Source organism: Bacillus sp. PPSBB_11 (assembly GCF_038023285.1).
GTDB classification, from domain to species: Bacteria; Bacillota; Bacilli; order Bacillales; family Bacillaceae; genus Bacillus; species Bacillus altitudinis.
Window position 1 is genome coordinate 2,217,299 of sequence record NZ_CP150633.1, and the last position, 23,471, is coordinate 2,240,769.

General features: G+C 41.1%; 28 protein-coding genes. 17 read left to right on the forward strand and 11 right to left on the reverse strand.

Going from position 1 to position 23,471, the window contains the following annotated elements; genetic code table 11:
- Positions 1–56: 56 nt before the first annotated feature.
- Positions 57–575, forward strand: a complete 519-nt coding sequence (locus V7L95_RS10790; protein ID WP_007496591.1) for a type 1 glutamine amidotransferase domain-containing protein — start codon at positions 57–59, stop codon at positions 573–575.
- 107 nt (positions 576–682) lie between these two features.
- On the opposite strand, the gene V7L95_RS10795 is transcribed toward V7L95_RS10790, so the two are convergent.
- Both V7L95_RS10795 and V7L95_RS10800 read right to left on the reverse strand, forming a co-directional pair.
- Complete coding sequence (locus V7L95_RS10795; protein ID WP_008341757.1) at positions 683–898, reverse strand: DUF1128 domain-containing protein; 216 nt, start codon at positions 896–898, stop codon at positions 683–685.
- Between the two features lie 75 nt (positions 899–973).
- On the reverse strand, positions 974–2,329 hold the full coding sequence (locus V7L95_RS10800) for a sodium:alanine symporter family protein (protein WP_007496593.1): 1,356 nt from the start codon (positions 2,327–2,329) through the stop codon (positions 974–976).
- A 174-nt stretch (positions 2,330–2,503) separates the two neighbouring features.
- On the opposite strand from V7L95_RS10800, the gene V7L95_RS10805 reads away from it, so the two are divergent.
- From V7L95_RS10805 to V7L95_RS10815, 3 genes are read left to right on the forward strand one after another with little or no spacing between them, the layout of a single operon-like run.
- Positions 2,504–2,974, forward strand: a complete 471-nt coding sequence (locus tag V7L95_RS10805; protein WP_340966293.1) for a low molecular weight protein-tyrosine-phosphatase — start codon at positions 2,504–2,506, stop codon at positions 2,972–2,974.
- A 20-nt stretch (positions 2,975–2,994) separates the two neighbouring features.
- Positions 2,995–3,327, forward strand: a complete 333-nt coding sequence (locus tag V7L95_RS10810) for a hypothetical protein (RefSeq protein ID WP_058336527.1) — start codon at positions 2,995–2,997, stop codon at positions 3,325–3,327.
- An 18-nt stretch (positions 3,328–3,345) separates the two neighbouring features.
- Positions 3,346–4,164: a YhjD/YihY/BrkB family envelope integrity protein gene (locus tag V7L95_RS10815; protein WP_017358792.1), complete on the forward strand. Its 819-nt coding sequence runs from the start codon at positions 3,346–3,348 to the stop codon at positions 4,162–4,164.
- 207 nt (positions 4,165–4,371) lie between these two features.
- On the opposite strand, the gene V7L95_RS10820 is transcribed toward V7L95_RS10815, so the two are convergent.
- Positions 4,372–4,881 carry a GNAT family N-acetyltransferase gene (locus V7L95_RS10820; protein ID WP_058336526.1) on the reverse strand — a complete coding sequence of 170 codons (510 nt, stop codon included), beginning with the start codon at positions 4,879–4,881 and terminating at the stop codon, positions 4,372–4,374.
- A 14-nt stretch (positions 4,882–4,895) separates the two neighbouring features.
- A complete protein-coding gene (locus tag V7L95_RS10825) occupies positions 4,896–6,059 on the reverse strand; it encodes an MFS transporter (RefSeq protein WP_008341750.1) in 1,164 nt (387 codons plus the stop codon).
- 75 nt (positions 6,060–6,134) lie between these two features.
- Between V7L95_RS10825 and V7L95_RS10830 the strand changes: the two genes are divergently transcribed.
- The 3 genes from V7L95_RS10830 to V7L95_RS10840 all read left to right on the forward strand — a co-directional run bounded on the left by V7L95_RS10830 (position 6,135) and on the right by V7L95_RS10840 (position 8,495).
- Positions 6,135–6,512: an OsmC family protein gene (locus V7L95_RS10830; RefSeq protein ID WP_041090698.1), complete on the forward strand. Its 378-nt coding sequence runs from the start codon at positions 6,135–6,137 to the stop codon at positions 6,510–6,512.
- A gap of 65 nt (positions 6,513–6,577) precedes the next feature.
- Positions 6,578–7,645, forward strand: a complete 1,068-nt coding sequence (gene cax, locus V7L95_RS10835) for a calcium/proton exchanger (RefSeq protein WP_206116060.1) — start codon at positions 6,578–6,580, stop codon at positions 7,643–7,645.
- 88 nt (positions 7,646–7,733) lie between these two features.
- The gene (locus tag V7L95_RS10840) at positions 7,734–8,495 is read left to right on the forward strand and encodes a YfkD famly protein (protein ID WP_234932511.1); all 762 of its coding nucleotides are present in this window, start codon (positions 7,734–7,736) and stop codon (positions 8,493–8,495) included.
- A gap of 374 nt (positions 8,496–8,869) precedes the next feature.
- Here the strand turns inward: V7L95_RS10840 and V7L95_RS10845 are convergent, their stop codons facing one another.
- The 4 genes from V7L95_RS10845 to yfkAB all read right to left on the reverse strand — a co-directional run bounded on the left by V7L95_RS10845 (position 8,870) and on the right by yfkAB (position 12,189).
- Complete coding sequence (locus V7L95_RS10845; protein WP_007496614.1) at positions 8,870–9,589, reverse strand: YebC/PmpR family DNA-binding transcriptional regulator; 720 nt, start codon at positions 9,587–9,589, stop codon at positions 8,870–8,872.
- A gap of 132 nt (positions 9,590–9,721) precedes the next feature.
- A complete protein-coding gene (locus V7L95_RS10850) occupies positions 9,722–10,123 on the reverse strand; it encodes a nuclear transport factor 2 family protein (RefSeq protein ID WP_017358797.1) in 402 nt (133 codons plus the stop codon).
- Between the two features lie 100 nt (positions 10,124–10,223).
- Complete coding sequence (locus V7L95_RS10855) at positions 10,224–11,060, reverse strand: mechanosensitive ion channel domain-containing protein (RefSeq protein WP_017358798.1); 837 nt, start codon at positions 11,058–11,060, stop codon at positions 10,224–10,226.
- 7 nt (positions 11,061–11,067) lie between these two features.
- On the reverse strand, positions 11,068–12,189 hold the full coding sequence (gene yfkAB, locus V7L95_RS10860) for a radical SAM/CxCxxxxC motif protein YfkAB (protein ID WP_017358799.1): 1,122 nt from the start codon (positions 12,187–12,189) through the stop codon (positions 11,068–11,070).
- 147 nt (positions 12,190–12,336) lie between these two features.
- Here yfkAB and V7L95_RS10865 point away from each other — a divergent pair, with 147 nt between their 5' ends.
- Together V7L95_RS10865 and pdaA are read left to right on the forward strand one after the other, a co-directional pair.
- A complete protein-coding gene (locus tag V7L95_RS10865; RefSeq protein WP_003218031.1) occupies positions 12,337–12,528 on the forward strand; it encodes an SE1561 family protein in 192 nt (63 codons plus the stop codon).
- A 147-nt stretch (positions 12,529–12,675) separates the two neighbouring features.
- The gene (gene pdaA / locus V7L95_RS10870) at positions 12,676–13,422 is read left to right on the forward strand and encodes a delta-lactam-biosynthetic de-N-acetylase (RefSeq protein ID WP_230677056.1); all 747 of its coding nucleotides are present in this window, start codon (positions 12,676–12,678) and stop codon (positions 13,420–13,422) included.
- A gap of 34 nt (positions 13,423–13,456) precedes the next feature.
- Here the strand turns inward: pdaA and V7L95_RS10875 are convergent, their stop codons facing one another.
- The 3 genes from V7L95_RS10875 to V7L95_RS10885 form a co-directional block, all read right to left on the reverse strand.
- Entirely contained in the window at positions 13,457–13,951 is a 495-nt protein-coding gene (locus tag V7L95_RS10875; protein WP_017358801.1) for a DUF2716 domain-containing protein, read from the reverse strand.
- Positions 13,952–13,984: 33 nt separating this feature from the next.
- Positions 13,985–14,944 (reverse strand): magnesium/cobalt transporter CorA, encoded by a 960-nt coding sequence (gene corA / locus V7L95_RS10880; protein WP_007496624.1) that lies wholly within the window; start codon positions 14,942–14,944, stop codon positions 13,985–13,987.
- A 131-nt stretch (positions 14,945–15,075) separates the two neighbouring features.
- Complete coding sequence (locus V7L95_RS10885; RefSeq protein ID WP_340966308.1) at positions 15,076–15,531, reverse strand: stress protein; 456 nt, start codon at positions 15,529–15,531, stop codon at positions 15,076–15,078.
- Between the two features lie 433 nt (positions 15,532–15,964).
- Between V7L95_RS10885 and V7L95_RS10890 the strand changes: the two genes are divergently transcribed.
- The 8 genes from V7L95_RS10890 (at position 15,965) to V7L95_RS10925 (ending at position 23,405) form a co-directional block, all read left to right on the forward strand.
- A complete protein-coding gene (locus V7L95_RS10890; RefSeq protein ID WP_017358802.1) occupies positions 15,965–16,834 on the forward strand; it encodes a DNA-3-methyladenine glycosylase in 870 nt (289 codons plus the stop codon).
- Between the two features lie 96 nt (positions 16,835–16,930).
- The gene (gene rlmD, locus V7L95_RS10895) at positions 16,931–18,322 is read left to right on the forward strand and encodes a 23S rRNA (uracil(1939)-C(5))-methyltransferase RlmD (protein WP_029575437.1); all 1,392 of its coding nucleotides are present in this window, start codon (positions 16,931–16,933) and stop codon (positions 18,320–18,322) included.
- Positions 18,323–18,437: 115 nt separating this feature from the next.
- Positions 18,438–18,854: a DUF6508 domain-containing protein gene (locus V7L95_RS10900; protein WP_251186106.1), complete on the forward strand. Its 417-nt coding sequence runs from the start codon at positions 18,438–18,440 to the stop codon at positions 18,852–18,854.
- Between the two features lie 26 nt (positions 18,855–18,880).
- Positions 18,881–19,399 carry a hypothetical protein gene (locus V7L95_RS10905; RefSeq protein ID WP_340966311.1) on the forward strand — a complete coding sequence of 173 codons (519 nt, stop codon included), beginning with the start codon at positions 18,881–18,883 and terminating at the stop codon, positions 19,397–19,399.
- Between the two features lie 134 nt (positions 19,400–19,533).
- Positions 19,534–20,361: a MerR family transcriptional regulator gene (locus V7L95_RS10910; RefSeq protein ID WP_017358806.1), complete on the forward strand. Its 828-nt coding sequence runs from the start codon at positions 19,534–19,536 to the stop codon at positions 20,359–20,361.
- A gap of 26 nt (positions 20,362–20,387) precedes the next feature.
- Positions 20,388–21,575, forward strand: a complete 1,188-nt coding sequence (locus V7L95_RS10915; RefSeq protein WP_340966314.1) for an MFS transporter — start codon at positions 20,388–20,390, stop codon at positions 21,573–21,575.
- Positions 21,576–21,765: 190 nt separating this feature from the next.
- The gene (locus V7L95_RS10920; protein WP_017358808.1) at positions 21,766–22,596 is read left to right on the forward strand and encodes a DNA alkylation repair protein; all 831 of its coding nucleotides are present in this window, start codon (positions 21,766–21,768) and stop codon (positions 22,594–22,596) included.
- A gap of 239 nt (positions 22,597–22,835) precedes the next feature.
- Entirely contained in the window at positions 22,836–23,405 is a 570-nt protein-coding gene (locus tag V7L95_RS10925) for a hypothetical protein (protein WP_017358809.1), read from the forward strand.
- The last annotated feature ends 66 nt before the right edge of the window (positions 23,406–23,471 follow it).

Genomic DNA, 23,471 nt, shown 5'->3' on the forward strand with positions numbered 1-23,471 from the left:
AATTGGTGGGGGTATAGTGTGTAGTGTAAACGATAATCAAGCAGGAGGGTTTCTACATGGGTAAGAAAATTGCAGTTGTCTTAACAGATTACTTTGAGGATGTTGAATTCACCGAGCCTGCAAAAGCCTTTAAAGACGCAGGCCATGAGATCACAGTCATTGAAAACGAAAAAGGAAAAACAGTGAAAGGAAAGCAAGGAGAGGCAGAAGTAAGAGTCGATGCGTCTATCGATAACGTGAAACCAGAAGACTTCGATGCACTTCTGATTCCTGGCGGCTTCTCACCAGACATTCTGCGTGCGGATGATCGCTACGTGCAATTCACAAAAGCCTTTATGGACGAGAAAAAACCAGTATTTGCGATCTGTCATGGACCGCAATTGCTTATTACAGCGAAGACGCTGGAAGGAAGAGGCGCGACCGGCTATACATCCATTCAAGTAGATATGGAAAACGCAGGCGCCAAATTCAAAGATGAAGAAGTCGTCGTTTGTCAGGATCAGCTTGTCACAAGCCGTACACCTGATGACATTCCAGCATTTAACCGTGAATCATTAAAACTGCTCGCAAAATAAGTAGTTTTGACAGGATAAACAAAGCCAGCACCTCGCGAGGTGCTGGCTTTTTCTGTGCATGGATGTAAGAAAGCGGCGTCAACCGCAATTCAGTATCAGGTGCACGATTATTTTCTTAAGCTTTTCAGTTCGCTTGCAATGGCTTGCATTTCACTTGGGCTGAATGAAGATTTTTTCATCACCATTTGGTGAAGAAATTCAATATCTTCATACTTATCTGGACTGAAGTCTTCGGCTTTGATGACTCCAATATTCAGCATATTGAGCTTTTGCGAAATGTCTTCAATCAGCTGATTGACTTCAGCCGCTTTTTGCTGTGACAAGGGCGGCACGTCCTTTCCTGCATGTGTCGAATAATATGTCTATTTTAACAGAAAAGCAAAAGAATAAAAGGGCTATTATGACGACACTGAAATGTTTTTTTCCTTTTTCTCCTCTTTGATCTTATCAATGATTCGTTTGGATTCAAACACCACAACACCTGATAAACCGATGAGGCCAATTAAGTTTGGAATGGCCATCAGTCCATTGAGCATATCTGCTACGCCCCAAACGAAGTCATTCTTAAACACGGCACCGAAAAAGACAGCTATCACAAACACGATACGGTAATACATGACGTACGAATCCTTCGCCAAATATGTAAAGCATTTCTCTCCATAATAGGACCAGCCAATGATGGTTGAATAGGCAAACAGGAGCAGCCCGATTGCCACGATGGTTGAGCCAGCTGGACCGAGGAAGTGAGCAAAGGATAACGAAGTCAGCGCATCACTTTTTTCTGTTAAATACATATCTGCCATGACAATCGTAATGCCAGTGATAGAACAAACAATGATGGTGTCAATAAACACTTGCGTCATAGAGACGAGCGCTTGACGGGCAGGCATATCCGTTTTCGCAGCTGCAGCAGCAATTGGTGCTGATCCAAGACCAGCTTCATTGGAAAAGACGCCTCGCGCGACACCCCAACGAATAACGGTTCCAATCGCACCACCTGCCACGGCTTGACCTGTAAAGGCATCTGAGAAAATAAGACTGACTGCGCCAGGAACAAGATCAGCATTCATGACAAGAATGATGAGCCCACAAATGACGTAAAATAAAGCCATGACTGGTACAAAAATAGATGTCACTCGGCCGATACTTTTAATTCCGCCTAAAATCACGAGTGCCGTAAAGGCGGTAATGATGATACCTGTTACCCATGTTGGAATTTGAAAAGTAGAATTCATGACGCCTGAAATGGAATTAGACTGTACCAGGTTGCCGATCCCAAAGGCAGCACTGGCACCGAAAACAGCAAATAGCACCCCTAGCCATTTCTGTTTTAAGCCATGCTCTAAATAATACATAGGTCCGCCAGACATTTCGCCTTTTTCGTTTTTGACCCTGTATTTTACAGCAAGAACAGCTTCTGCAAACTTGGTGGCCATCCCGAAAAATGCAGCAAACCACATCCAAAATACTGCACCAGGACCACCTGCAATGACAGCTGAGGCAACACCGACGATATTCCCTGTACCGACAGTTGCAGCAAGAGCCGTCATTAATGCTTGGAAATGGGAGATATCTCCCTCTGAAGTTTTGTCTTGTTTTGAAAAAGCGAGCTTTAAAGAATAAGGAAGTAATCTAATTTGAATGAAGAGAACGCGAAAGGTGAGGTAGATTCCAGTACCAACAATTAAAATTAACAGGGGAGGCCCCCACAAAAAATTGTTCATCGTCGTGACAAATTGCTCAATGATTCCCATCTAATGTCCCCCTTTGTTTGTGTAATTCTCCTAAAGTTTCTCCTGTTTTTGTGTAATTTGTCAATGCCGATGGGAGTTTTTCTTGCAAAGTTTCCAAAAGAAAAGGGGCTTGATATGATAGAGAAAAGGTTTTCCAAAGGGATTCTTAGGGAAAAGATAGGAGGAGAATGAAGGATGATTCATGTATTATTTGTGTCCCTCGGCAATATTTGCAGGTCACCGATGGCAGAGGCGATGTTTAGAAAACGAGTCGAAGACGAAGGGCTGAGCGAACACTTTGTGATTGATTCAGCAGGCATTGGCGGCTGGCATCAAGGCAGTCCTCCGCATGAAGGAACACGAAAGCTGCTTGATGAAAAGGGTATCAGTTATGAAGGAATGACTGCAAGACAAATCATGGATAAGGATATCACCACATACGACTATATCATTGCGATGGATGCTGAAAATGTTGGCGGCCTCCGCAGTTTAGCCGGCTATGGAAAACATCACTTTATTGGCCGTCTTCTTGACTTTGTAGAAGACGACGATCGAGACGATGTGCCAGATCCTTATTACACTGGGAACTTTGAGGAAGTACATGATTTAATTGAAACAGGAATTGATCGTTTTTTGACGTATGTAAAAAAAGAGAAACACCTTTAACTGAAAGGAGATCAGATGAGATGGAAGAGAACAAACAAATCGTGCTTCGGGGAGCTGTTATAGGCGCAGCCTGCGGCATATTGCTGACATTATTTCATCGTCCAACAAGAACTGTACTGAAAGAAAAATGGAATGACTGCCAGCAAAAGCTGGATGAATACCGCCTGGAGCCTGGCAAGATGTCTGCTTGTGTGAAGGGAAAAATGGAAGAAACGAAGCAATTGATGAGAACGGTCTCAGATGATTTGTCTTTTCTGAATGAACAGGTGAATCAGTTAAAGGAAACAACACCAAAGGTATTAGAGATTATTGAAGAAACAAAGGATCACTTTCAAAAGAAACAGAAAGATTGATCATTGGAGATGAGGCGTATGGGTTTTGTTAAAGCGTTAATTGGACGCTTTTTGCTGCATGAAGGACCGGCAAAATCAGCTGAACTTGCGTATTTCTTTTTGCTTTCATTATTTCCGTTTCTCATCTTCGTGCTGACGCTTGTTGGTTATTTGCCGCTGACATCAAAGGATGTTCTAAGCGTCATTTCTGGTTATGCGCCAGAGGGAGCGCTTTCGATGATTGAATCCATTGCCGAAGAGACGCTGAATAACCGTAACGGCGGATTGTTGTCATTCGGGATTATTGCGGCACTCTGGTCTGCATCCAACGGTATTAATGCGGTTGTCAGAGCATTTAACCATGCTTACGAAGTCGAGGAAAATCGTTCCTTCATTCTCGTACGTTTAACATCGATTATCTTAACCATTGCGATGGTGCTTACGATTATTTTTGCCTTGATGCTGCCTGTCTTTGGAAAAGAGCTTGGCTTATTCGTTGCCAAATTAGTAGGGCAGTCAGATGCGTTTCTCACCATTTGGACAGCCATGAGGTGGATTATTAGTCCACTGATTTTACTGATTGTTTTTACATCCCTATATTATTTTGCCCCTAACATTAGGCTGAAATTGAAATTTGTGCTGCCGGGTGCCATATTCGCAGCTGTTGGCTGGATTCTCGTCAGCATGCTGTTCTCATTTTATGTAGGCGAATTTGCTAACTATAGTGCGATGTACGGAAGCATTGGGGGAATCATTATATTAATGATCTGGTTTTATTTAACCGGCATTATGATCATCCTCGGCGGCGAGCTCAATGCGCTTTTACATAAGCGTAAAATCGTACCAGGCAAGGTGTGAAGAAATCTGGGCATCCTAAAGAAGAACGAACATGTTCAATCTTGACGGATGGGGGAATACCGAATGTCTAAACAATCGAAAAAAGGCGGAAGCAACACAAAACAAAACAAAGGCCATCAGCCAAAGCACAAAACAAGCGGAAGTGCGAATGGGCAAAATGGGTATCACTAGATGAAAAAACTCCTCTGCATAGGTGCAGGGGAGTTTTTAATGATTCAGTTTCCATATATAACGCTTCAGGAGAAAAGTTGAATCAGGCTTTGGCTGATAGTTTGGATCGAGCTGAAAGCCCGCTTTCATCGCAACACGTTCACTTCTGACATGCCCAACAGGACAAAAGATTTCAAATTCATCGACTTCTGGAGCAAAGGCATCTGTCATACATTTCACTGTTTTGGTCACAATACCTTGCCCTTGCGCATCTTCACCAATCCAATACCCAATATTGCCTATCGGATGCTGAAACGTCATGCGGAATACACCGATTAATTGATCGTTTAATACGATACCCGCTTCTATATCTTTTTTTTCAGCATAGGCAGTGCGGGCAGATTGAATAAATGATTGAACATCTTCTATGCGATGACAGTGATTCACCCATGGTAGCCACTCTCCCAAGTGATCTTTATTCTGCTGGATAAGTGCAAATAATGCCTCTGCATCTGCTACTTGTAAACACGCCAATTTTAAGTCATCTGAAATGTTAAATGTAAACAAAATAGATCCTCCATTTAGTTACTTTCAACCACTGCCAGCGTCTTCCCAAATCGAACACAACAAAACACAAATAAAATCACAATGCTGACAAGGTAAAGTAAATTCATGCCCTCGAACGTCTGCACAAAGAATCCGCCAAGAACCGGACCGAGAATACTTCCTGCACTAAACGCCATCCCGCACATCAAATTCCCAGCAGGCAGCAGATGCTTTGGCAATAAGTCCGTCATATAACTGATGCCAAGTGAGAAGGTCGAACCTACAGCCATACCTGCGATAAAGAAACAGATCGCAACAGCCAAAACGGACTGAATGAAAATCCCTGCTAAAAGGAAAAAGAATGAACCGACGAGTGTCACAACTAAAATCATGCGTCGTCTGCCGAAACGGTCACTCAGCATCCCGAGAGGAAGCTGAAAAACAATACTCCCAATCGCAAACGCAGGTAAAATAAACGCAACAGCATCTATCGTCACCCCGCTTCTCAGCGCATACACAGGGAAGTTACTATTGAGCGTCGTTTCTAAAAAGCCATAGCAAAACGGCATCATAAACGCTACCCAGCCAAATTGAAACGCCTTCTTGAAGCGCTTCAAACTATTTGTCTGCTCTGACGTCTGCATTTCACCTGTATCAGGATATGTATTTTTTAAAACAAACACAAGCAGCCAAATACACAAACTAACTGCACCAGACACAATAAACGGCAAGGATGGATTGATTTCAATGAGTGGTGTTAAAAAAGGGCCAGCGGCAAAACCGAGTCCAAAGGATAACCCATACAATGAAATATTTCGCCCGCGATTTCTAGATGAAGAGGCATAGGTTACCCACGTCTGTGTGGAGAAATGAAGCATATGATCACCGATGCCGATCATCAGCCGCAAGAAGAACCAGACGACATAAGATTCAATAAAGACAAAACTAAATAAACTTAAAAAGACAGCAGCGCCCCCAATGACGATCAATGGTTTAAATCCGAAGCGGCGCAGCGGCGCTTCCATAAAAGGAGACGCAAGCAGCACGCCGAGATATAAGCCTGTGGCATGCAGTCCGTTTAACGTCGGGGAAGTGCCGGCATGTTCGAAAATAATCGAAATAACTGGCAGTAACGCTCCCTGTGAAAAACCAGATACGGATACAAGTAAAATTAAAATCATAAAATGAATTCTCGACATAAGAAGCTCCTTACAAGTTCATGCTTTCATCGTACAATGGAACCATAGGGGTTTCAATAGAAAGGTGGAAAAGGAATGAAGCTGATATACGAAAATGATCGGTGGGTCGCTAATGCTGATCAAAGGCAGCTACATATTTCAGGAAATGAAGAAGCGGGATACAGGCCGTATCAATTGTTCACCTCGGCTATTGCGGGCTGTTTTGGAGAAATGGTCATTCATGTATGCCGGAAAAAACGAATATCCTATCAAGGACTGACCATTACGCCTGAAACGACAAGAGAAGGAACTGTAAACAAAATCACTCATATTCATTTACATATGATCTTTGAAAGCATCAGCACCTCTGATGAACAGCTGGAAAAAGTAATGAAACTTGCGTTGAAGCATTGCTCCATGGTGCAATCCGTGAAAGGAACGATTGATATCACCCTTTCACACGAACGAATCTAAATGTATATGATGCCGGCACTCACGAAAGAATAACAGTCAGATATGATGTAAAGGAGATTGGCTGTATGAATCGTTTGTTTCTTGTGATTGTCGCAATCGGTGTTCCATTATCTGTAATTGGCAGTTTTCTTCATTTTCCGCAGGCTGTCATGTTTGCCGTCTATTGTATCGCCATCATCGGTCTTGCAAGTTTTATGGGAAGAGCGACAGAGAGTCTTGCCATTATAGCGGGACCAAGAATTGGTGGGTTATTAAACGCTACTTTTGGAAATGCAGTGGAATTAATCATTTCATTTTTTGCATTAAAACAAGGACTCACCGCTATTGTCCTTGCTTCACTCACTGGCTCAGTGATCGGCAATTTACTGCTCGTGGCTGGACTGTCTTTTTTCGTTGGCGGATTGAAATTTAAACGACAAGAGTTCAATGTCCACGATGCAAGGCATAACTCTGGGCTTCTTATGTTTGCGATTATTGTGGCATTTGTCATTCCAGAAGTCTTTTCCATAGGGATGGCAGAAAATCGTCAATTTGTTTTAAGTATCGGCATTAGCATCGTGATGATTTTGCTTTATGTCGCAGCACTCTATTTCAAACTGGTCAGCCACAGGGGTGTGTATGTTGCCAAGCAGGAAATTGCGGAAGGGGAAGCAGCGACGGAAGAAGAAACACCAGAATGGTCTGGGAAGTTTGCCACGGCGATTTTACTCCTTGCGACAATTGCTGTGGCGTATATTTCAGAGCGGCTCGTCCATACATTTGACACAGTCGGAGAACAGTTTGGCTGGAGTGAGCTGTTTATCGGGGTCATCATTGTTGCGATTGTCGGTAATGCAGCAGAACACGCATCTGCCGTCATCATGGCGTATAAAAACAAAATGGATGTCGCGGTCGAAATTGCTTTCGGTTCTACGCTTCAAGTCGCCATGATGGTCGCACCGATCCTTGTGATCAGCTCTCTGTTTTTTGAAAAGCAAATGCCACTGATCTTCTCATTACCAGAGCTCATTGCCATGGCATCCTCTGTATTACTAACGGTCATCCTCTCAAATGATGGGGATACGAACTGGTTTGAAGGTGCTACATTGCTCGCTGCCTATTTCATTATGGCGATTGGATTTTTCCTTTTATAATCTTTTGTGGATAAGGGACGTCTTTCGGGAAAATACTATGGAAAAATGAATGAGAAAGAGTGATGATATGAAAAAGATGCCCCGCATCATGTTTGTTGTTCTCTTAACCTTAAGTTTTCTATACAGCTTTCCAGCCGAGGCAGCAAAGCCGTTTAAGGTGCCATCGTCTGTCGCCAGTATCTCAAAGGAAAATACGTATCCAAATGCTTCACAAGATCAACCGCTGCTACAGCCAAGCGAGCTGACGGCCGAATTATTTAAAACAACAAGTGTACCAATTGAAAATACACATTTAATTAAAATGCTGAATGAATCCAGTATCTCAGGTACACCGCTAGCAGTTGGCTACAGGGCAACGATTTTTCTTGGAAGATGGGCACTCAGCTATGATTCAAACGAAACCGTCGCCAATTGGGAATACAAAAAAGTGAACACGAATCACATTGATAATAGAGGCGGAAACAAAACAGCCATCGGCAAATATTTGCAAAAGCAACAAGTAAAAGTAAGTGGAGGGCTCACAGCAAAAGTACCAAACCCAGAAGATGTGAAAACATTGATGATGCAAAAAGCCATCCAAAAAACAAAACTTCCGCTCGCCTTCGACACAGTGATTGGTGCAGGAACAAAGCGAGATCAGTCCTACCACGTATCTCCGAAAAAAGCAGCAACCCTGCATGCATACGCTCCAGCGATTAACGAAAAAGGAAAGGTTACTTACGGAGAAGTGTATCTTGTGCTCAAGGGAAATAAACGCAAACTTGTCGTAAAAAATGTGACCTCACAAGGAATCGGCGCTTGGATTCCTGTTCAGGATCACCTGACGTTTGGGTTTCAAGGGATGAATTAAAAACAGTCATCTCCTCTTACCAAGGGGAGATGACTGTTTTTTGATTAAGATGTCCTATCTTTTTTCTTTTTCATTTCATGAATGTAAAAATCAAAGGCGTTATATAAAAGATATACAAAGAAAAGAAAGAGAAAGACTTTCGTGAATATCGTCAAATTTTTGAAAATTAAGCATAGACCAATAAAAGGGAGGATCATAAAGCCATAATACGAAAACCACCATGTTTTAAAAATGAAACTCAGCTCCTTGGTTATTTGTGGAAACGACTCTTTCTTCATATTACATGGTCTTGAGTAGAACGTAAACCTTACCTAGACAATAAAAAAGCCAACGCAGAAGTTGAATGAATCCAACAACTACGATGGCTTAGCTCATTATTCCCCTAAATCCACATTATGATAAACTTGCTGCACGTCTTCAAGCTCTTCTAATACATCGATTAGTTTCTCGAATTGTGCTTTCGATTCATCATCTAATGTCACTTCGTTTTGAGGCAGCATTGTGATTTCAGCGACAGTAAATTCTTCTACGCCTGCCTGTTTGAACGCTTCTTGTACTTGATGGAATTGATCTGGTTCAGCGTAGACGATCACCGTATCATCTTCTTCCATAATGTCACGTACATCAATGTCTGCTTCCATTAAAAGTTCAAGCGTTTCTTCTTCACTTTTCCCCTCGACACCGATCACCGCTGTTTGGTCAAACATGTAAGCAACAGATCCACTGACGCCCATATTTCCGCCGTTTTTCCCAAATGCTGCACGAACATCAGACGCTGTGCGGTTGACGTTATTGGTCAGGGCATCAACGATCACCATAGATCCGTTTGGACCAAATCCTTCGTAACGCAGCTCATCGAAGTTCTCTTCTGCACCGCCTTTTGCTTTTTCAATCGCACGGTCCACAATGTGTTTTGGGACACTATATGTTTTTGCACGTTCTAGGACAAAACGAAGTGCTTGGTTTGATTCTGGATTTGGCTCACCCTGCTTGGCAGCCACATAGATTTCACGCCCGAATTTTGCGTAAATACGACTTGTATTGGCATCCTTTGATGCTTTCTTTTCTTTAATGTTGTTCCATTTACGACCCATCTTATTCACTCTCTTTCAATTAGTAAATACACAGTATGAGGGTCCCCATGCTGCATGAAATCAATCTGCTTTCTATTATACATGAATCAGTCAAGAGGATAGAAGTAAGAGGGCTGAAAAGAAAAGAATTCCTTAGCTGATATGTCCAAGTTGTTCAAGCGTCTTATTTTTCTCATGCGGTCTAGTCAGCTCATCACACCGAATGATTCTACCATCTAATAAAGTAAATAACGCCATCACATCTATTAGACCGTGGTCTCCTGTGGACAGCTCAACATGTACAGTGTAACGAAAACACCCTTGCTGAGTCTCTTCATCAAACAACATATCATGAAAGGCGGGGATGTCGAGCTGTTTGGTCATGACTTTTAATGTGGAGAGATGCTTTTTAAATTCATCAAGGGAAGAGACCTTTCCATCAGTGACTTGCTGATAATCTGAAGAAAAATAAGTCTCCACCTTTTCTATATCTAATTGGATTAACACCTCTTGATACATTTGCTTAATAAAAAAAATCGCTTCAGTTTTTCTCAATGTAAACATCCTTTCTTTTAGTTAACCGGTGAACTATATAATATTATAATTAACTGGTTAACTAAAAACAATCAAAAAAATAACCTCATCACAAATGAGGTTATTTTGTAGGCTGTGGATAGACGAGATCCTCAAGCAATTTCACATCATGCTGATGAAGTTGTGTGATCATTTCTTTTCGCACAGCGAGGGCGGCTTCGAAGTATTTTTCATCTTCGACCATTCCTTTTACGGTGATCTCAATCCCGCGATTCAATTTATTGAGCCCCATAATGCCATGAACCTGAAAAGGTTCAATGGCGTTTTGGAATTCATCTTTTTTCAGTAAATCATGATGCATTTGATTTAACTGATCACATGCTGTTTCTAGCGCCTTGAAAGCAATGTCGGGATTTTGGTTTGCGCTGATCAAGACTGACTCTGTGATACGCATGTAGTGCATATTGTAGTTTTGGATTTGACGAATGTCTCCGTTTGAAATGGTTAACAGCTTGCCGCTCCATTCTCTAATTTGCAAAGACCGGAGACCAATTTCTTCAATGGTTCCGTTAAAAAGATTATTGACCGTCACATAATCACCTTTATGAATTTGCCTTTCATAAATGAGGAAGATGCCGGCTAAAATATCACGAATCAAGGTTTGAGCGCCAAAACCAATGACAATTCCAGCAACACCAGCCCCCGCAAGAATCTTCCCAAAGTCATGAAAGAATAGAGAAATCACATATAAGACAAAACATATGGAAGCTGTATACTTTGAAACCGATTTGACCAAGCTCTCAATCGTTTTTTTCTTCTTGTCTTCAATGAATTCAGTGCGTTTAAAGAAAATCTGAAGCGCTTTGTTGATCATAAAGACGGCAAGCCAAAGAATGAGGCCAACAAGGAGAATTTCAATGTATTTGTTCTTGACTACTGTCAGAAATGTTTCGTCCATCTATCGGTTACCCCCTGGCTGTACGAGAAGTAAAATCAACATCTTGATAATAACTGTTTTTCACAAGAACATTCGGACCAAGGCATTGCACACTCGGGCAATGACAATTCAGTTCTTTTGCCAATTTTGTGTTCATCCAGCGTGTATAAGCTGATTGCAACGTATCAGTTTCAATATTTCCTAATGGTGGTGTATCGCCAAAGTCTGTCACAATAATATTCCCATCAAAAATATTCACATTCAACCGTGAACGGCCATCAGGGTCATTTCGTACTGTCACATTTTTCGCTTGACGCAATCGAGTCAAGAGGCGCTGGTCTTCTTCATCTGTGCTGCATGAATAAAATGGCAATGTGCCAAACAGCATCCAAGTGTTCTCATCACGAACATCGAGCAGTTGATGAATCGCATCCCGCATTTGCGGAAGTGACAATGATTCAAGGGCGCTGGCAAAATCACTTGGATACATCGGATGAACTTCGTGACGCTGGCATTTCATCTCGTCCACGATTTGACGATGGATGTGTTCAATATAAGGAAGCGTACGCTTATTCAGCATCGTTTCAGCAGATACGGTTACACCCGCTTTCACAAGTGCTTGACTATTCTCAATCATGCGGTTAAACAATTTCTCGCGCTGCTCAAAGGTTGGCTTTCGGTCCATCATTGCAAAACCAACCGTAGCAAACTCTTCGACTGTTCCCCAGTTATGTGAAATGTGTAGGACATCCAAGTATGGAATAATCTCTTCATATCGAGCCAAATCAAGTGTTAAATTCGAATTAATTTGGGTACGGACGCCGCGTTCATGGGCATACTTTAATAAAGGAACGACATATTCCCGTACAGATTTCAGAGACAGCATCGGCTCTCCGCCTGTGATGCTAAGGGAACGCAAGAGCGGTACTTCATCTAAACGGCGAAGCAGTAAATCGAGTGGCAGTGCATTCGGATCTTTTGGCTGCAAAGTATAGCCAACCGCACAGTGCTCACATCTCATGTTACACAACGTCGTTGTCGTCAATTCAATATTTGTCAGCTTCATTTCTCCGTAATCCTGCACATCGAGATAGGCTTCCCAAGGGTCGAATGCAGGTGTAATCGGACGAAGTGCTGTTTTTTGGTTCATGGTATCTATCTCCTTTTCATTCGGGCAAACATAGACCCGCCAACAGTTAATTTTAAGCCCCATCACCGTTATACGCAAGAGGGGACACAATTGATTTACAAAGGAAAAAAAGATAAGCTATAAACAAATGCTAAAGGGAGTGTATCTATGGGCAAGGCAGCAGACAGCAAAGAACAGCAGGTTGATTATTTAAAGAACCGATTAGATATGTTTATGAATGTGATTGATTCATTAGATCCTGAATCCACAGACGTTGAGGATATAGACAGACTCATCCAGATGATTGACGACCTAGAAGCGAAATATGAACGGTTTAAAACCGATTGGAAGGAAGAATAGCTCGCGCTGATGCGGGCTTTTTTCTTTAAATTGGCAGGTCAAAAAGTGTATGAGTACCCGGTATATTCTGCACAATAGAAGAAAAACCGGGAAGTGACGTAAATGAAAAAATGCATACTGATCTGTCTATGTGTGCTTTTTGTATCGATGCCTTTTTCAAACTTAGAAGCCGTGTCTAATCAGCCGATTCATTGGGGATTTGCTAAAAGCAAAGAGCACAAGCCAGCAGATGCTGGCAAGGAACTGACGACACTCTTAAAGAAATATGATGCTTTCTATTTAGGAAATACGAAAAAGAAAGAGATTTATTTTACATTCGACAATGGCTATGAAAATGGGTACACACCCAAAATCTTGGACGTGCTGAAAAAGCATCAAGTACCCGGCACCTTTTTTGTGACTGGGCACTTCGTAAAGGACCAGCCTAAGCTCGTCAAACGTATGGCAGAGGAAGGTCATATTATTGGCAACCATTCCTATCACCATCCAGATTTAACAACAAAGAGCACGAAAGAAATCAAAGAAGAGCTAGATCGTGTCAATGAAGCGGTATACAAAATCACAGGAAAACAAGATAACCTCTACCTTCGTCCACCGCGCGGGGTGTTCAGTGAAAGGGTACTAAAGGAAACGAAACAGCTTGGCTACCAAACCGTTTTCTGGTCAGTAGCGTTTGTAGATTGGCATATCCACCATCAAAAAGGAAAACAGTATGCGTACAATCAAATGATGAAACAGGCGCATCCGGGTGCCATTTACTTACTTCATACCGTCTCAAGGGACAATGCCGAGGCACTTGATGATGCCATCACTGCTTTAAAAAAACAAGGATATACCTTTAAAAGCTTAGACGATCTCATGCTTGAAAAAGTATGGCATCTCCCTCAGCTATAGAAAAAAGCTTGCAGACATCTGCAAGCTTTTTGACTTATCCTTCTCTTATTTTACGCTGGAACAAAAGGGGACGATGACGAGTAAAGGAGTCAATCAAGCCCTCACCGAAAATCGTGATGCTTTGCTCCCAAGGATGTCCTAGTAAACCCCAGGTCATCTCTTTTGATAAAAAGAAATAGTAATCCCCATTTGGGAGCACAGGAACTCTCCATTCTCCAAATTCATCTTTTTCAAATGAGCCATATGGTGTGATCCAATAGCATTCGTGCTGCCAATCAAGTACCAGCATATATTCGCCGGTTCCGGTGATATTCTCCTGAAAAGACAGCAGTGCCTTCTTTTCAAGGTCTTCATCCGCACTTAGGAGAGAAGGGTCCTCGAAATAAGCAGAGATATCATATGTGATGTAAGGAGATGGTGCTTGAAAACCGGGAAAGCGAGAGATGCTTGGGTTAAATTTAAACTTTTGATCAAATGTTTTCCATGCGTACTTTAGTTCTTTGTCTGTCAGTGGAATCCAGTTTTCCATAGTATCTCCCTTTCAAGTACTTCTCTCAAAAAACTATTTGAAAATCCTAAACCATCCTTTATGTTTAAACCACAAAAGCATCCCTGAGACAAGCAAACCCATGAAAATCAGTACGCCAAAATAGCCATATTTCCAGTGTAATTCAGGCATGTTATCAAAGTTCATCCCATACACCCCAACAATAAAGGTCAGTGGAATAAAAATCGTCGAAACAATGGTCAGTGTCATCATGATGGCATTCATTCGATTGGAATTTAGTGTTTGATAGCTGTCTCGTAAATCGGCTGTCATATCACGGTTTGACTCAACGATCTCTGTTAGTTTCAATAGATGATCATAAATATCATTAAAATATGCTTGCCGGTTTGCATCGCTTTTCATCATATTCGTGTTCACAATTCGATATAAGAGGTCCCTCATCGGGATAATGGTTCTGCGCAGTTTGAGCAAATCGGATCGAATCCCGAATACTTCGTTCATTAATGTACCATACGTTTTATGCCCTTCTTCATCCTCGATTTCATTGAGCCTGTCCTCAATTTGATAAATAATAGGAAAATAATCATCGACGAGCTGGTCAATCAGCATATAAGCCATATGCTCTGGACCGCTCTCTCGTGCTTTATCAGACCCTTTGAGCTTTCGAATGACTCGATCAATGTAGGGTGCTTCCTTCAAATGAAAAGTAACGATATAGTTTTCTCCAACAAACAGGTCGACTTCCTCAGATCGAAGTGTTTTTTGATTGAGGGCATGAAGAACGAAAAATAAATACCCTTCATAAAAATCAAGCTTCGGCCGCTGTAAATAATGGAAGCAATCTTCAATCGCAAGCGGATGGAACTGAAAAAATTCCTTTAACAGTGCTGCTTCCTTTTCCGTTGGCGCATAAAAATCAATCCAATACCAGGCAATATCGGGGCTTGAAAGCTGCTGCAATGTTGCATGTTCAATCAAGTCGCCGTTTTTTGTCACTGCAAGTTTTTTCAGCATGTGCACCCCTCCAGACTTGCATTATATCATGAAGCAGCAGCGGTGAACTTATACGTTTTCACCATAAAAAAGCCGATCTCATCGCTGAGATCGGTCCAATGTGCGTGTATGATTGATGGATAAAGCGAGAATTAAGGACGACGGAAGTTGACGAAACCACCGTTACGGTCGAACCAACCTCTAAATGCCCAGTTGATGTAACCGCCATCACCTTTGTTTGTGAAAGATCCATTTTCAAATACCCAAACTCCGTACGTAATGCTTCCGTATTTAACAGTAGCAAACGTTTTAACACCGTTGAAACGAGTCTCATAGAAAGCAGACTCCATTAATCCTTTGACAAAGCCTTCACGGTTTGTGTTAGCATTTGCAGCATTAATTAATGCATTGGCAATTCCAAGTACGTCAAAGTTAATGTTAACATTTGTCGCATTTGTCGTTGCTTTACCTTCAGCAGCTTTGTTTAACACAGTTTGCTGAATAGTTGTTGAAACTGGAGCAGTTTTTTGCTCAGCAGCGTCAGCGAATACTGGTAGTGTCGAAGAAACAGCAGTGGCAAGGGCAACAGAAAGAATTGTTTTTTTCATTGGTCGGATCTCCTTTGTTTTTAAATTTTGGGTCTTCTTTTAGTAAAACGTGAAACTAGGTGAAGCCGGTTATCAATGAGGTAAATATGTTCCTGCAAGATGAAACAAATGATTGCCTAATCCGCTAATTCCTTTGTTCACCTCCTTGATATGTCATAATTATACAAATATTTTTGGAATAGAAGATATCACCCATAGGTTCTATTTCTAATTTAAGGAAAATGATCCTAAAATGTTGAAGATTGCTGTCGAATTTTAGCTAAATTCGACTAAAAATTTTCATCTATCCAAAAGGAGAATGACCATAAATAAGGAAGATATAACTGATAAATTCTTGTACTCTTTATATTTAAAAGTATTCAATATAGAGAATCATTCATGCAAAGTGAAACAATCACATCTGCGTGTGTTGACAGAAAGGAAGAGGAAAAACATGTGGGAAAAACACCTATTGGTTGAACCGCCCTATCACTTCGATCAAGTGCTGAGACGTTTGTCGAGCGATCCATTAAAGGCGGTCGATCTGGATAAAAGAGAAATCAAAGTACCGATGAGGCTGAATCATAAACCGTACATTGCAGTCGTTCAAGCGACAGGAACAAAAGAAGCACCTTCGTTCCGGGTACAGGCTAACGGGCCGGAGGAAGCCATCCTTTCTGAGGTGAAGCGGATATTTGGCATGGAGCATCAATTACATGCCGTGCATGACCATTTTGCTCAAACAAATCTTGCGCCCATTTTTGAACGTCATATCGGAACGCCGCTTATGCTGGATTTCCATCTATATCATTGCTTGATGAAATGCATCATTCATCAGCAGCTCAATCTTGCATTTGCTTATGAGCTGACGAAACGGTTTGTTCATACGTATGGTGAGCAAATCGACGGCGTTTGGTTTGACCCTTTACCGGAAACCATTGCATCACTTGAAACCGATGATTTGAGAAAACTGCAATTCAGTCAGCGAAAAGCGGAATATGTGATTGATGTCTCAAAGCGAATAGTGAGCGGCTCTCTGAATTTAGAAGAATTACACGACTTAACGGATATTGAAATTGAAGAACGTCTGCTTCCGATTAGAGGGATTGGACCTTGGACGGTTCAAAATGTCCTCATGAATGGACTTGGAAGACCAAATCTCTTTCCAATGGCAGATATCGGGATTCAAAATGCGATCAAACGTCACTTTGACCTGCCAGAAAAGCCAACAAAAGAAGAGATGGCAGTTTTAAGCAAGGAGTGGGCACCGTATTTAAGCTACGCCTCCCTTTATTTATGGAGAAGTATAGAGACAGATAAATAATTGAAAGGCATTTTCGCTCTTCGTCCAAGTCGTGATATACTATTCAGATGGAATAAAATGAGGACAACTGATAAAGGTTTAAATAGAACGGAGAGAATAAACGTGAAAGAAAAACAGCAAGGAGCCCTTCTGCAAAAGGGACAGCAGTTCCCGCTTACCATTAAACGCCTTGGCATTAATGGGGAAGGGGTCGGTTATTTTAAAAAGCAAGTGGTCTTTGTCCCAGGTGCACTTCCAGGTGAGGAAGTAGTAGTTGAAGCAACGAATGTTCAAGCGAAATATGCAGAAGGTACGGTGAGGAAAGTCCGCAAGCGCTCAGAACATCGAGTCAAACCGCCATGCCCAGTATACGAAGAGTGCGGCGGCTGTCAGCTTCAACATTTGGCGTATGAGCAGCAGTTAAAGGAAAAACGCGATATTGTCATTCAATCAATGGAGCGTCATACAAAGCTGTCGGTTGAAAAGATCGACATTAGACCAACAATCGGTATGGAAGATCCATGGCACTATCGGAATAAAAGTCAGTTCCAAGTCGGAAGATCACATAGCGGCGACATCATCGCAGGGCTTTATGGGCTGAATTCCCATAAACTTGTCCCAATCAAGGAATGTATCGTCCAGCATCCGAAAACGAACAAAACAACAGGCGTCGTCCGCAAAATTTTAGAGAAATTCGGCGTATCTGTCTACAACGAGCGGACAAGAAAAGGCGACGTGCGCTCGATTGTTGTGCGTGTCGGCTTTGAAACAGGTGAAGTACAAGTCGTCCTTGTCACATCAAAGCCTGAGTTTCCAAAGAAAAAAGAAATCGCCGAAGCCATTCAAAAACGTCTGCCAGAAGTGACGTCAATTATGCACAATATCAATGGCGAAAAAACGTCAGTCATCTTTGGGCATAAAACATCGCACCTAGCTGGCAACATGGTCATCCAAGAATTTTTAGGAGACGTTTCCTTTGAACTAAGTGCACGTGCTTTCTTCCAATTGAATCCGAAGCAGACATTAAAGCTTTACGACGAAGCGAAAAAAGCGGCCAAACTGACTGGCAAAGAAAAGGTAGTCGATGCGTATTGCGGTGTTGGAACCATTGGAATGTGGCTCTCAGATGGAGCAAAAGAAGTAAGAGGTATGGATGTCATCAAAGAATCAATTGATGACGCGAAGAAAAATGCCAAAAAACACGGCATGAAAAACGCAACCTATGTGACAGGAACAGCTGAACACTGGCTGCCAAAATGGGTCAAAGAAGGCTTCCGTCCCGATGTTATCGTCGTCGACCCGCCAAGAACAGGCTGCGAACGCACTTTCCTAGACACCGTCAAACAAGTCAAACCAAAACGCTTTGTCTACGTCTCTTGCAACCCATCCACACTAGCAAAAGACCTTGAATACATGTCAAAAGACTACAAAATCGAATACATGCAACCAGTGGATATGTTTCCGCATACGGCTCATGTGGAGACCGTGGTATCGATGGTTAGAGTATAAAAAGTGAAATGAATAAAACGGTCCGTGATTTGAATACTGGCTTCTAGCTTGTAGGATCATCACGGACTTTTTTTACCAACTTATTCAGAGATGTCGATCAAAGGAATGGAGGAGGATGAGGTTGAGTCAATTTGAGATTCTAACTAACTATATCCCTTTGCTTCAGGGCAATGATATTGGTGAATGGGTCATAGATCAAGAAAATGACGGAACAGCGGAACATCCGATTCAGATGCCCTATGTGAATTATTCCGAAACGGTCCGTCGTTTTATCGAGGATGTCTATACATTTGCAGAACAGCATCAAGAACTGGAGATTACCCGCTATAGGGAGATCCTCAAAGAAAATGGAATTGAATGGGGAATGAATGACATGGAGGATGTGGACGTTTCCAATTTAAATTCGCAGTGTGTGCTGGCTCTCATCATGGGGGTTCTGAGAGCTGAACGATTTTGCGAGGGTGTCATACTCGATTTTTTTACAAACGGAACTATTGTCAAGTGGCTTGAAAGATTGGAACGTTTGGAGTAAGAGAGACTAGATTTCGGGGTGATCAATTGAAAAACAAAACAGATGTATCCCACATGTTTCCTCCTATGAAAATAGAAGAAATTGATCATATTTTATTATATGATCTTGATGCAATAAAAATGGAAAAAGAAGATGAACGTATAAAATTCATTTTACAAGATACCTATTGTCCTGATAAACATCATATTCACAGTGTGTATGTCATCTATAAAAGGTCTATACTCAATTTACTTGAAGGTAGGATTCGTTCTATTCATAGTCATGAATTCATGACTGCTAAGAAAAAGGATCAAACGATTTCTATAGAAGATATAGAATATGTATTAGAGATCGCTACAGTTTTGGTTCTTGCAAGTGAAAATAATGGAATATTGACGAATTATTTTTATAGTGGAGTCGGACAAAGGTTAGATTGTATTTTTAATCTATGCTTAGGTTATTCAACAGATTTACAAAAGAAAGAGCATAAAGTAAGTTTGCAACGATTTATGGATGATATAAAGATTGTTGAAGAGATGGGATTGTTAGAAAAAATAGTAGGATAATGAGCAAAACCTAGATTTTAGAGAAATCTAGGTTTTTTCGTGCTTTTGAAAAATTTAATCAACTTCATGTTGACCTTCCCCTTAACTGAAAGGTTTATACTGTGATCAGATCAACAAATCGGAGGAGATGCAGGATGTTCAAGATCGGCGATTTTTCTATGTTAAGTAAAGTGCCTGTCAAAACCTTAAGATATTATGACCAAATTGATTTATTAAAACCTAAACAGATCGATCAAGATTCGGGATACCGTTATTACTCAGCTGAACAGCTGCTTGAGGTCAATCGAATTTTTCTCTATAAGGAATTAGGCTTTACGTTAAAGCAAATGGGGCAGCTTCTTCGTGAAGATATTTCGGTAGAGCAAATTCAGGGCATGTTTCTCTTGAAAGAGAGTGAGATTCAGCAATTGATCGAAAAAGAACAACAGAAATTAGCCCGTATTAAGGAGCGGATGCACCTCATCAAACGAGAGGGGTGTGTTGAAAAAGAACAGGAGGTCATCATCAAATCGGTTGAAAGCAAACGCATCATGTCTTTTCAATCCAACGGAACTGTTGATGAGATCCCATCATTCTTTCAAACGTTTCATCATTTGTTACATAAACACCCGCAAGAATTGAACTCAGAGCCACAAATCGTGCTGTGGAGGGAATCACTTGCTAAAGAAAGTGAGTTCGAATTTGAGGTTGGGTATTCCGCTAAAGCGTTAAGGGGCTCTCTTCCTCAGGGAATTACGATGCGCACGTTACCAGCTGAAGAAACCATGGCGACACTATTATTTCATTCACAATCCCCATTTGCACAATCTGCTTGTGTTGACCTGGCGACATGGATCGAACATAACGGATACCGCGTGAAAGATGATCAGCCGGGCCGAGAAATCTATTACCCATTGTCAGAAAATGAAGAAGGAAGACTCATTGAAATTCAAATTCCTATAAAAAATGAAGTCAAATCGTAAACATTGCCCAAAGGAGAACCGTCACGATGAAAAATAAAGCCGTTGTTTATTTACTTGCTTTAGCAGCCTTTTTAATCGGAACAATCGAATATATCATTACAGGGATTATTCAAATGGTCGCAGATGATTTACAGGTCACGACATCAGCTGCTGGTTTATTGGTCACATCCTTAGCGCTCTCAGCAGCAATCGGCGCACCGATTGTCATTGCACTAACCATCAATATCGACCGCAGAAAAATATTATCATGGACGCTGATCATTTTTATTTTAAGTAACTTCATCACAAGTATCAGTCATTCGTTTGAAATGGTCATGATCACAAGAGTTTTACAAGGAATCAGTGGAGGAACGGTGATTGTAGTGGAGATGGCGGTTGCAACTCGTCTTGTAGAACGGGAAAAAAGAGGAACAGCGATTGGCATCATTTTAATGGGATTAAGCAGCTCCTTGGTTTTAGGCGTTCCAATCGGGACATTTCTAAGCAGTATGATCGGATGGAAAGCATTATTCGCAGCCATTGGAGTGATCACGCTTATTCCGCTGATTGTGGTGTATAGGCGAATCCCCTCTATGAAAGAACAAGAGCCGGTGACGCTTCGTATGCAATTATCGATTTTAAAAGACAAGCGTATATTACTTGCAGTGGCAGTCACGTTATTCTATGTAGGGGGATATTCCACGTTATTTACCTATTTAACGCCCTTCCTGCAAAAATCAGCCAACCTAAGCATCACAGAAATCAGTGGCATTTTGTTACTAGCGGGAATATGCAGCTTTTTAGGATCAAGCCTTGGAGGGATGGCAGCAGATAAAAAAGGACCCATCTTCACGATTTTTTCTGGCATCACTTTGCAAATCATGATGCTCATGCTACTAGCATTTGTCACAGGGAATCTCGTGGTCATGGTGGCTGTTATCATGATATGGATGATCGCTACATGGAGTACATCACCAGCTCAGCAGCTATATCTTGTAACCCTTGTTCCGAAATCTCCTGATATCGCATTAAGTGTTAATACATCATTTATTCAATTCGGATTTGCTTTAGGCTCGGGGTTAGGGGGGATTGTATTGAGCAGGACATCTATATTGCACCTGAGCTGGATCAGTGCTGGAACGGTTCTTCTCGCTTTACTCATGACCATCTTGATGGTGGCGTTTGACAGAATCTCTCAGCAGAAGAGTTTGAAGGTGATCGAGCAAGGAAGGTAACTTAAATTCAATTTTGTATGGAAGGGACTACTTATTTTGGGTAGTTCCTTTTTGGTTTGAAGAATGCACCAGTAAAGTGGTTTATTTGATACAATAGGGGGCAATATCCAAAGATTGAAGGCATTCATATATTTCTTTTAAAAACGATGAATATCAAACAAAAGCACCACTAGACGAGGAGAGAAAATAAATGCAAATCAGCGAAGAGATCATCAATCGAAAAGGTGCTCGAAAGGGGACTGATATCCCTCATGACGTCTTGTTCCTTTTGAATCAAGGAAAAATAGAGAGTGTGAATTTAACTGAATGGCTGGCTGTCAATCATCTGACGTTATTACATCATGTTTTGCCATCCGTTGGTTTAGACCATCATTTAGACGATGTATCATCTGATGTCACTCAACAAAAGGCTGAGTCTGGAATGAAAGCAATTCGTCTCATCGGTCAATTGTTAGATGAAGTGTTACAGAAAGAGAATGGGGAAAAACAAACGGAAGTGCTACAGGCATTTACTCACCATGTATCTGATAGCGTCCGCTGTTGGGCTGCTTATATGAACAAACACCGTTTATCAACTTTGGAAGAGAAATTGGTGTACATTCAGCCATTTGCAGCTGATCCTCATTTTGGAGTTCGAGAAATTGCGTGGATGTCAGTGAGAGAAAGCCTAATGGATCAGCTCGATCAAAGTATAGAACATTTAACAGCATGGGCTAAAAGTAATGATGAAAATATTCGCCGATTCTCAGTAGAAGCTATTCGCCCAAGAGGTGTTTGGACAAAGCATATTGAGTCATTAAAACAAGAGCCAATGAGGGCACAGCCTATTCTAGACTTGCTCAAATCTGATCCATCAACATATGTTCAAGATTCTGTAGGAAACTGGCTCAATGACGCTAGTAAAACACAACCAAATTGGGTCATAAACCTGTGTGAACAGTGGTTAAAAGATTCTGATACAAAAGCAACTAGCAGAATTGTCAAGAAAGCCAAAAGAACGATTGTGAAGGGGAATTTTTAAACACTAATATCAACTGATTAGACAGTCCATGAAAATGAGTAAGCAGTCAATTCAGCGGTTTGAGAATAGGACTAAACCCATAGAGGCAAGCGAAAAAGTAAAGGGAATTACTCTTTACTTTTTTCGTGTGTGAAAAACCAAATTCACAATAGAAAGGAAAAATATTGAAACATTTTCCCGGTAAAAACGTAGTACAGATAGAGCGATTATCAAACCATTTGAACGGGGAGGAGTATAGTATGGAACAAGCTGCATTAAAAAAGATGCGACTAAAACAAATAGCTGCGTCTAATTTAATATTTGGCATCATGATGGTGATCTTTTTTATGATTATTCAAATTTCTGAAATAAGATTAACACATTTCTTTTTTTGTTTAGGCATTCTAATGCTTTTTCAAGGTGTATTAGGCTTTATCAAAAAAGGAACAACAAAGTCTTTCATTCCTCTTTTCGAGCAGGTAGCTATTTATGAAAAGGAGAAACTGGGTAAAGAGTGGTACAAAGAAAAAAAGATAGAAAATATTTGGAAATTGATATTGAGTGGACTTATGTTCTTTCAGTCGTTTAATATTCAAAATATACCGAATCCATTCTTTGACATAGACCCTATTTTTCTCATTTTCTTCTTGGTTATTTCTTTAGCTCTTATCAATGTAAGTATGCTTTTTCGAATTAGAAAAATTGATCGATCTACTGAGAAACACGAATTAAAAGGTTATACAAAAGAGTCAAATATGATGGCAATGGCTTTAGGTTTCTTGACCATCATCATCCTATTCGGCTTTATCGTCATATTCGTCCTTCCATAAGATAATCACTTAACAGATTGAGGTGAAACAAATGAATGAAACTCTACAGCATCTAATAGATGATAC